Consider the following 7,736-nt stretch of genomic DNA (forward strand, 5'->3'; position numbering starts at 1 on the left):
AGCTTGTTATTAGCTACGAATCAATATCAACTGTAAATCTTTATTTTAATAGTAATTATGACACATAAGAAGTCCTTTTTTTTAATTTTTACGTTATTCGTTATGAATTTTTATACGTACGGACAATTAAATGATACGTCTATTGAAGCGAAAAAGTATTCGGTTCAAGAAATTAGTCACCCAGGAATCATGCATAGTGCAGAAGAGCTTAAAACAATAAAAGTTCATGTGAATAATGGTGATGAACCTTGGTCGAGTGCCTATAAGGCTATGGTGGCCTGGAAAGGATCTTCATTAGAGTGGACACCAACACCTTTTGCTCATGTGCATCGCGATAGTTATGGTGCCAATAAAGTTGGCGACCCGCAGATTGGTAACGATGCCGAAGCCGCTTACAGTCATGCCATACAATGGGTGGTTACAGGCAATAAGGCACATGCTGAAAAAACCATCGAAATATTGAATGCATGGAGTAGCACTATAGATACAATTACGGGTAAAGATGATAATTTAGTTGCTGGTATGATAGCTCACAAATACTGTAATGCTGCAGAAATCATACGTTATACATATGACAACTGGCCACAGAATGAAGTTGATCAATTCAAGGATATGATGCTCACTGTTTTCTATCCTTTAATCAGTAATTACTATACCAACAGCATGAATTCCAATGGGAATTGGGGCCTTTCTATGGTCAATTCGGTATTGGCAATTGCCGTTTTTTGCGATGATGTACAACTGTTTAATGATGCGGTTGCCCATGTTATGGGCACTAATGTGCAACCTTACTCCACCTTTTCGGGCTATATAGATGCTAAGACAGGTCAATGTCAGGAAAGCGGAAGAGATCAGGGGCATTCTCAGATGGGGCTGGGTTATTTAGCGGCAATATCCGAAATAGCCTGGAAACAGAATATTGATTTATATGCCTATCTCGACAACCGACTTTTACATGGCTTCGAGTATTTTGCAAAATATAATTTAGGTAATGATGTAGCATATTACAATATGTATGGAAAATTTAAGGAGATAATATCAGAGAAAAGTCGTGGAAGATATCAACCTATTTTTGAAAGGGTATATGATCACTATGTACGCGTAAAAAAACTTTCAATGCCTTACACCAAACAAGTCGTGGAACAGATTCGTCCAGAAGGTTTTACTTCTTCCATGATTTCTTGGGGCACATTAACAGGATATCAAGGTGATCCTATGGATTAGTATGTGTCATTTTTAATGTAGATAGGTCGTTTTGTTTTTATTTCCAGTGGTTTTTAATGATTGCACTTTTTATAGCTCGCAATAAATAATAAAGTCTTTCTTGTTTTAGACCAATACCAAAAGAAATTCTTTTTTGTCCTTCAAAAACTAGGCTTCCACCTTGGCTTCCTGGATAACGTAAGTTTGCTTTTTTTTCTTTTAATGCAGTAATGTCTTTCCATAAAAAATTTTTAACCAATCCTATAGTACCAATGCCTGTAAAAACTTTTCCACCTTTATTATTCAACGTTACTTCTACTTTGCCCCAAATACTCATTAGTGTTACACCCCAGAAAACAATAGAACCTATGATAAATGGAATTCCAAAAAGAGATAAAAATAAATTAAACTCACCTTTAATTATTTGCGTTCCATAAATGCCACTTAGCGAGCCACCCGACCATACTAACATAAATGGTACCATAAAAATTGCAACTGGCGAACGTGTTGTTGCTCCAATAATAGTGTCATTATGCTCTGTTTTATACCAGGTTCCGGCAACTACATTAGTTTTATCAAAACTATCATACGCATCGTTTCCTAAATTTTCAGATATTTTAAATAATGTGCCACAGCTTGTACATTGTGCTATATCCGTTTTAACATTAATCTGTTCCGTATTAATTGTTGCGTTGCATTTAGGACATTTCATTTTTTAATAATCTTTTACTAATTAAAATTTTCAAGTTCCGTGTCAATTTTCTGATGGATCTGTTCTAATTGTTGCGTATAGGCATCAGTGTCTTCTTGTAAGGCTTTTCGGAACAACTGAAATGCTTGAAGTCGCAGTTCTGAGTATTTCAAAAGGTGTTCATTTTGAATTACCAAATCTGGCGGTAAATACCCTTTTACATTGGTATTATTAATGATTTTTATGTTTTTTTTCCATGTAGGAATGGTCTTTTCTTCTAATTCTTTTATTAGCTCTGTATTTGTTGCTGTTTCTAAATGATTATAAAAAACGAGCGATTCCGTTTCATTTTTCGAAAATTCAGCCATTGCTGTATCATATTCATCATATAAATCAGCATCTGTGGAAAGATAAGCGTAGCCAAAAACAGCTAGGAGTAAAATGATTAGCGAAATAATGCCAACCCCTGCAGCCCGCCAGCCAGAGAAAAAAGAATTGTTGTTTTCTTTATGCTGTTTTAAAACAACCCCTTGTCTAGCTTCTAGAATACCCCAAATAATGGCTGTGTAAACTGCCGGAATTAAAAAATTAGGAATGTTGTCAAGGATATGTTCCGGAATCATAAACATACCTACTAGGAGCAGTATTGAAGCAACAATACCGATAAGCAAAGCAAATTTACCTTCTGTAGGTTTATTTAAGGCTTTAAAATTTTCTCCTATTAAATACCCAGCTGCCAACGGGCCACCAAAAAAGGTAGCCATGGTTATGGCATTAGCTGCATACAGTTTAATGTCTTCAGTGTTATTTTCTTGACTTTTGTTTTCTAAGGTTTCGGTCATATTTATATAGTTAGTTAACCCTGACAGGGGCAGATAACAATTGAATTAATGGTGATTATTTGTATTCACTTTGCTAAAATAGATGCACTTTAGTGGTATATAGTGATGTGATGTTTATTTGTTAAGACTTGATTGATATTCGTTTTTTTTCAAAATCTTAAACCTTTAGTGACAGTAGCATTATACATTGGTTTTAAAACTGCGGTTATTGTAATAAATGCTAAACCCACAATTAGCCTATATTCACTAAAAATATTTTTTGGATATACATCTGTTAAAGAGATTATTAAAATAATTAAAGTAGAAATCCAAACTAATGCTACTATAATAAGGGCTGCTTTTTTCATAAAATATATTTTTAGTAATTCTTAATTTAATTATTTGGTGTTTGTTTTAATTGAATTTATGATGATTGTTGAATTTGACTTTTTTTTACCTCAATGGTTCGTTAGTAAATTTAAATTGGATAAAAGTAAATATCTAATTTTCTAAATAAAATTTGAATTTTCCTGATGTTAAAATTAATTCATTATCAGTTAATTTATCTATTCTAAGTTTTTTTTCTTCTTTTTTTATAATTATAGTAATAATACTGTCATTGACAGCCCATGATCCATTTAATTTTGAACCAATTTGTGTTATTAATTTTACTTTATTATTACTTAGAAAATTAAAAGACATTTTAGAATTAATATCCATTTTTATAGGAGTGTAATTATTAGATGTTACTGGAATTAACTTTTCCATTTTAGATACTTTCCAATTTTTAATTATTTTTTTTTCCAATCCGTTTGAGCAAGAAGTCAATAGAATTAAAGAAGTTATGGTAAGTATTATTAATTTAATTTTCATAAGTTATATTCGTTGAGAGTTTTTTTGGTTAACGGTATTTTATAAGATTTGTGCGACTGGAAAATCGGAGATTTTTCGGTTGGTTATTTAGTTTAAAAGTAAGCATAAATTTTATGAGGTGTTGTAAGTAGTTTATTCAGTTTTAGTCCAAACTTCATTATCCTCAATTCTAATCAAAACTGATTCACTCTCTATCCTAAAAGAAAAAGGTTCGTTCTCAGTTATAAATTCAATTACATCTCCGTTTATTTTGTAATTAAATTTAATTCCATAATCAATTCCTCCGTACATAATATTTGCTGAAGAATTATCATTAAACCAAATATGTTCAACACAATTTATCTCGAGATTTGTTGAATTATCGCAATCTGAAATTCGATGTGTAAAAGTTCCATCAATCTCCATTTCGTTTGAATCATTATCATCAGAACACGATATCATAATTCCTATTACACTTAAAATCAAAAGTATTTTTTTCATAATTTTATAATTAGATTGTTATAATCATCATTACGTAGAATTTTTAACAAACGCTACAGAATGATTTTCAATTATTGTAAGCATCAATATAAGTTTATTAATATTTTCATTTCACTAACGTTTGGCTATGTGCCGTTAATTTTCTTTGATAAAGCACTAAAGTTAATAGATAAAACACAGACCTTTTCGCTTTTAAAATATCTTTTTATGTTGCCCTTGCGTTTCCCAAAACAATACCTACTAAGAGCATGAGTTGTTTGAAGAAAAAATGTTTTAAAAGCACTTGCCCAAAACTCAATAAACAAACCAAAATTAATGGCATATAGACTTTGTTGTAAAACGTTTTTTAATCAATTTGGGTTTCAATTAATTTCGAAATTACTTCTCCGTTTTTAGAATTTATTTTTATCACTTTCGATTGGTTATTTTCTAGTTTGCTTTTTATTGTCCAAACTAGTTTCTTTTTTTCATAATCAATGTCCCAGAAATATATTTCATTCAGTCCATTTTCATTTCCGATTTCAATTGCTTTTTTCAAGTCAATTTTTGTCTTATTCTGTAAAACTTTTAAATAAGGTTCTAAAATTTCTTGAGTATCATTCTTACTCCAAGGTGTTGTACAATTAAGATTAAATAGAATCAATAATTCAGTCAAAACTAGACTTTGATAAGTTATTGTATAATTCAGCCAGAATTGTATCGCTGGATATTCAGATTTTTTAAATTCCTCTAAACTAATTCTTTCAAGTCCTTTTTCGGGATTATGAACTTCAATTATTGTTTTTAATTCTTCAAATTCAAAGTTTGTTTCCAGTATATCTTTATCTACTATAAATCTCAATTTTTCATCAACTCGATGATTCGCACAAGAAATTATTCCATCAATGAAATTTTGAGAGTTAGAAACTCCAAAATTCATCAGTAGTAAAATGGTTAAAAGGATTTTCATTCAAATGTTTTACAACATATGTATAACCACATTGTAGTTATATCTACTATAGTTACAACTATGTTTTTCTTGAATTACGAAGCTAAAGCGAACAACACTTCAAATGGGTTGGAGTAGGGGTTTTATTTAGCGACTACGTATTCAAATGTAGTAATTAACTGGTAATAATGCAAATGGAAAATTAAGTGAGTTTTACTTGTTAATTATAATAGTTCTTTGTTGTGCTGCGTTATTATTTTTTATTTCTCCATATAATTGATTGAACTGTATGAGAGTTTATATCATCATAAGTCAACACTATATCTTCAACATTTTTTACTGCTGGAGTATGAAGCTCTCCTTCTAATTCATATGAGATATTTGAGTTTTTATAATAGTAGTAAATGTGGAAGTGATATGGGTCGAATACTATTTCTCCTGTACCGCGAGATGTAATTACCTTTGTCAATGGGTCTTCTACATGCACTTCATATTGATCAAGTGCTGTTGAATTTATAATTCTGATTTCGTTAAGCCTAAGTTCATTGTCCGATTCAAAATTTAAGTAGGCAATTGGGTTTTTGTCTTCTCGGGATATGTCAATGTATCTGTAATCAGGTCCGTCTTGTTGTCCAACATTGTATTCTACCAAATAAGGTTCATAGTAGCTTCTTAAAGAATCTAGCATATTTTTTTCGGGAAATGGAATTGAAAATGTGTCAAGCGAATTTTCTGAAAGGACAATTTTCCTATAATTGGGTTTTACTTTGATTGAATTGGTGACAACTACTGGTTCATTTAGCGATTCCATATCAATTATTTTCTTTTCTTGATTATGAGTTGAACAACTTATCAGTCCCATTAAAAATATGTAGAATAAAATTTGTTTCATGTCAATTTTAATGCTGCCAACGTTACGTGTATGAAACGTAGCATTTAAATTTACGATAATTTTCAGTTTAGCAATTAGCCAAATCTTTGATTTGGAACCGAAATACATTCAATATAAACTGCCAAATCAAAGATTTGGCGGACTTCGAAAATATGCAACGATGTTCGGGAAAGCCTGAACCAGCTATGTTTTATACATTTTGTTGTGTACAGTTTTTTTATTTAATTCCATTAATTGTATCCAAAAGGTATTCAGTCAGATTTTTATATTCAATTTCTCCTGGAATCCAACTCGCGAATTTCCAGTATTTTCATTTTTCATTTTTGTCAGTTGGCGGAATTAAAAGAAACCATTGTTCTTCTTGTTTTCCTGCAATGATTATACTTTTAGCTAATTCTTTACTAACATCTTCATTTCCTGTATTTCTCCAAATCTCAATTATTTCTGGATATAAATCTTTTAAGTATTGTATTTGGCTTATTTTTTCAAAACTCGGTTCCACCGCATCGTTGTAAGTCGGATAACCATTAGAAATAAGTAGAAAATTTTTGTAATCAATCGGCAATTCAACTCCAAGTTTCGATTCAATTTCCTTGATTTCTCTTTCAGTTGCTGGCAGATTTCCAATCCAATTATTTTTTATCTGTTCAGAAGTGAAATAATTATTGTCTTTTGTCGTCAGGGATTTCTGGAAAAGGTCAGTCAATATTTTTTTCATTTCGCTTAATTGATAAGTAGTCTCTCTTGTCAAATTATTTGATGTTCCACAAGACAAAAAAATAAATAATATTCCAAACGTAAATTTATTAATTGCTGTCATTGCTCAAATTGTACACAACATATGTATAACCACATTGTAGTTATATCTACTATAGTTACAACTATGTTTTTCTTGAATTACGAAGCTAAAACGAACAACACTTTAAATGGGTTTGAGTAGGGGTTTTATTTAGCGACTACGTATTCAAATGTAGTAATTATCTGGTAATAATGCAAATGGGGAATTAAGTAGATTTTCCTTGTTTTTTTGCCACAGTACTTTGTTGCCAACAGTACTTATTGTTTTAAAAGAATTTCGACAAATAATCAATTTTTTCTTGATCCGTAATTATTTCGTGATACCAAACTGGAGGTTGATAATCAACCGATTCTTCTTCTTTTTCGCTTTCTCTTTTTTTCTTTCGTGCGTTTTCAATAATTTCAAGTGATTTTTCACTAGGTTTCTTTAGTAATTTAATCGACTTTATCTGATTAACCTCAATAGTTATTTTTCCGTTTTGCTCATCAGAACTATATTGAACAGTTAAACCTAATGGAAGTTTTGTGTAAATAGGCATCTGTTGTAAAAGTTTATATTTTGCAACCTCTGTTTTAGTAATTGTCAATGTGTTTTTTTCTTCATCAAATTCTGTTTTCGGTTGTTGAAGATATCTTGAGCTTATATTCTCAATATAGCATAATTTTGAAGTTCCGTTTCGATAAGACGCATAACTGTCGAGATTAGAAAGATTGAATTTAAAACCATAAAGAATTAATTGTTTCGTTCCGTTATCATGTTCAAAGCAAAATCCATTAGGTCTGTATTTGCCTTCATATCCTCCAGATCCAAATGTGATAAATCCTTCTATAGTTTTTCCATCGTTTAAAGTTACTTTACAAACAGCTTGAATTTCTGGTGCTCCAAGGTCTATATTGATAGGTTTTTCAGAGGTAAATATCAATAAAATTAAAATTATAAATATTCTCATATGTAGTTTTTTCGTATTGTTGGCAATGTATGTGTAAAGATAGTAAAACGTTAGTTTTATTCTCTTTACATAGTGTTAGTTGTTGTTAATCGGAACTCAA

The 7,736-nt window shown here is 30.7% G+C and carries 10 protein-coding genes; 1 reads left to right on the forward strand and 9 read right to left on the reverse strand.

Annotated features, from left to right (window positions below):
- Positions 1-102: 102 nt before the first annotated feature.
- A complete protein-coding gene (locus JBL43_RS16585; protein ID WP_198842522.1) occupies positions 103-1,224 on the forward strand; it encodes an alginate lyase family protein in 1,122 nt (373 codons plus the stop codon).
- Between the two features lie 37 nt (positions 1,225-1,261).
- Here JBL43_RS16585 and JBL43_RS16590 read toward each other — a convergent pair whose 3' ends face one another.
- The 9 genes from JBL43_RS16590 to JBL43_RS16630 all read right to left on the reverse strand — a co-directional run bounded on the left by JBL43_RS16590 (position 1,262) and on the right by JBL43_RS16630 (position 7,636).
- Complete coding sequence (locus JBL43_RS16590; RefSeq protein ID WP_198842523.1) at positions 1,262-1,915, reverse strand: zinc ribbon domain-containing protein; 654 nt, start codon at positions 1,913-1,915, stop codon at positions 1,262-1,264.
- A gap of 17 nt (positions 1,916-1,932) precedes the next feature.
- On the reverse strand, positions 1,933-2,736 hold the full coding sequence (locus tag JBL43_RS16595) for a hypothetical protein (RefSeq protein ID WP_198842524.1): 804 nt from the start codon (positions 2,734-2,736) through the stop codon (positions 1,933-1,935).
- A 149-nt stretch (positions 2,737-2,885) separates the two neighbouring features.
- Complete coding sequence (locus tag JBL43_RS16600) at positions 2,886-3,083, reverse strand: hypothetical protein (RefSeq protein ID WP_198842525.1); 198 nt, start codon at positions 3,081-3,083, stop codon at positions 2,886-2,888.
- A 133-nt stretch (positions 3,084-3,216) separates the two neighbouring features.
- Entirely contained in the window at positions 3,217-3,588 is a 372-nt protein-coding gene (locus tag JBL43_RS16605) for a lipocalin family protein (protein WP_198842526.1), read from the reverse strand.
- A gap of 132 nt (positions 3,589-3,720) precedes the next feature.
- The gene (locus JBL43_RS16610; protein WP_198842527.1) at positions 3,721-4,068 is read right to left on the reverse strand and encodes a hypothetical protein; all 348 of its coding nucleotides are present in this window, start codon (positions 4,066-4,068) and stop codon (positions 3,721-3,723) included.
- Positions 4,069-4,414: 346 nt separating this feature from the next.
- Positions 4,415-5,017: a PepSY domain-containing protein gene (locus tag JBL43_RS16615; RefSeq protein ID WP_198842528.1), complete on the reverse strand. Its 603-nt coding sequence runs from the start codon at positions 5,015-5,017 to the stop codon at positions 4,415-4,417.
- 232 nt (positions 5,018-5,249) lie between these two features.
- Positions 5,250-5,858: a hypothetical protein gene (locus JBL43_RS16620; RefSeq protein WP_198842529.1), complete on the reverse strand. Its 609-nt coding sequence runs from the start codon at positions 5,856-5,858 to the stop codon at positions 5,250-5,252.
- Positions 5,859-6,198: 340 nt separating this feature from the next.
- The gene (locus JBL43_RS20300; RefSeq protein WP_233098813.1) at positions 6,199-6,708 is read right to left on the reverse strand and encodes an SMI1/KNR4 family protein; all 510 of its coding nucleotides are present in this window, start codon (positions 6,706-6,708) and stop codon (positions 6,199-6,201) included.
- Positions 6,709-6,952: 244 nt separating this feature from the next.
- Entirely contained in the window at positions 6,953-7,636 is a 684-nt protein-coding gene (locus JBL43_RS16630) for a hypothetical protein (RefSeq protein WP_198842530.1), read from the reverse strand.
- Positions 7,637-7,736 lie beyond the last annotated feature (100 nt).

This window comes from Aureibaculum flavum (genome assembly GCF_016406085.1).
GTDB lineage: Bacteria > Bacteroidota > Bacteroidia > Flavobacteriales > Flavobacteriaceae > Aureibaculum > Aureibaculum flavum.

Coding starts and splice junctions, on each gene's coding strand:
- JBL43_RS16585 (WP_198842522.1), top strand. CDS start 103: ATGAATTTTTATACGTACGGACAATTAAATGATACGTCTATTGAAGCG.
- JBL43_RS16590 (WP_198842523.1), bottom strand. CDS start 1,915: ATGAAATGTCCTAAATGCAACGCAACAATTAATACGGAACAGATTAAT.
- JBL43_RS16595 (WP_198842524.1), bottom strand. CDS start 2,736: ATGACCGAAACCTTAGAAAACAAAAGTCAAGAAAATAACACTGAAGAC.
- JBL43_RS16600 (WP_198842525.1), bottom strand. CDS start 3,083: ATGAAAAAAGCAGCCCTTATTATAGTAGCATTAGTTTGGATTTCTACT.
- JBL43_RS16605 (WP_198842526.1), bottom strand. CDS start 3,588: ATGAAAATTAAATTAATAATACTTACCATAACTTCTTTAATTCTATTG.
- JBL43_RS16610 (WP_198842527.1), bottom strand. CDS start 4,068: ATGAAAAAAATACTTTTGATTTTAAGTGTAATAGGAATTATGATATCG.
- JBL43_RS16615 (WP_198842528.1), bottom strand. CDS start 5,017: ATGAAAATCCTTTTAACCATTTTACTACTGATGAATTTTGGAGTTTCT.
- JBL43_RS16620 (WP_198842529.1), bottom strand. CDS start 5,858: ATGGGACTGATAAGTTGTTCAACTCATAATCAAGAAAAGAAAATAATT.
- JBL43_RS20300 (WP_233098813.1), bottom strand. CDS start 6,708: ATGACAGCAATTAATAAATTTACGTTTGGAATATTATTTATTTTTTTG.
- JBL43_RS16630 (WP_198842530.1), bottom strand. CDS start 7,636: ATGAGAATATTTATAATTTTAATTTTATTGATATTTACCTCTGAAAAA.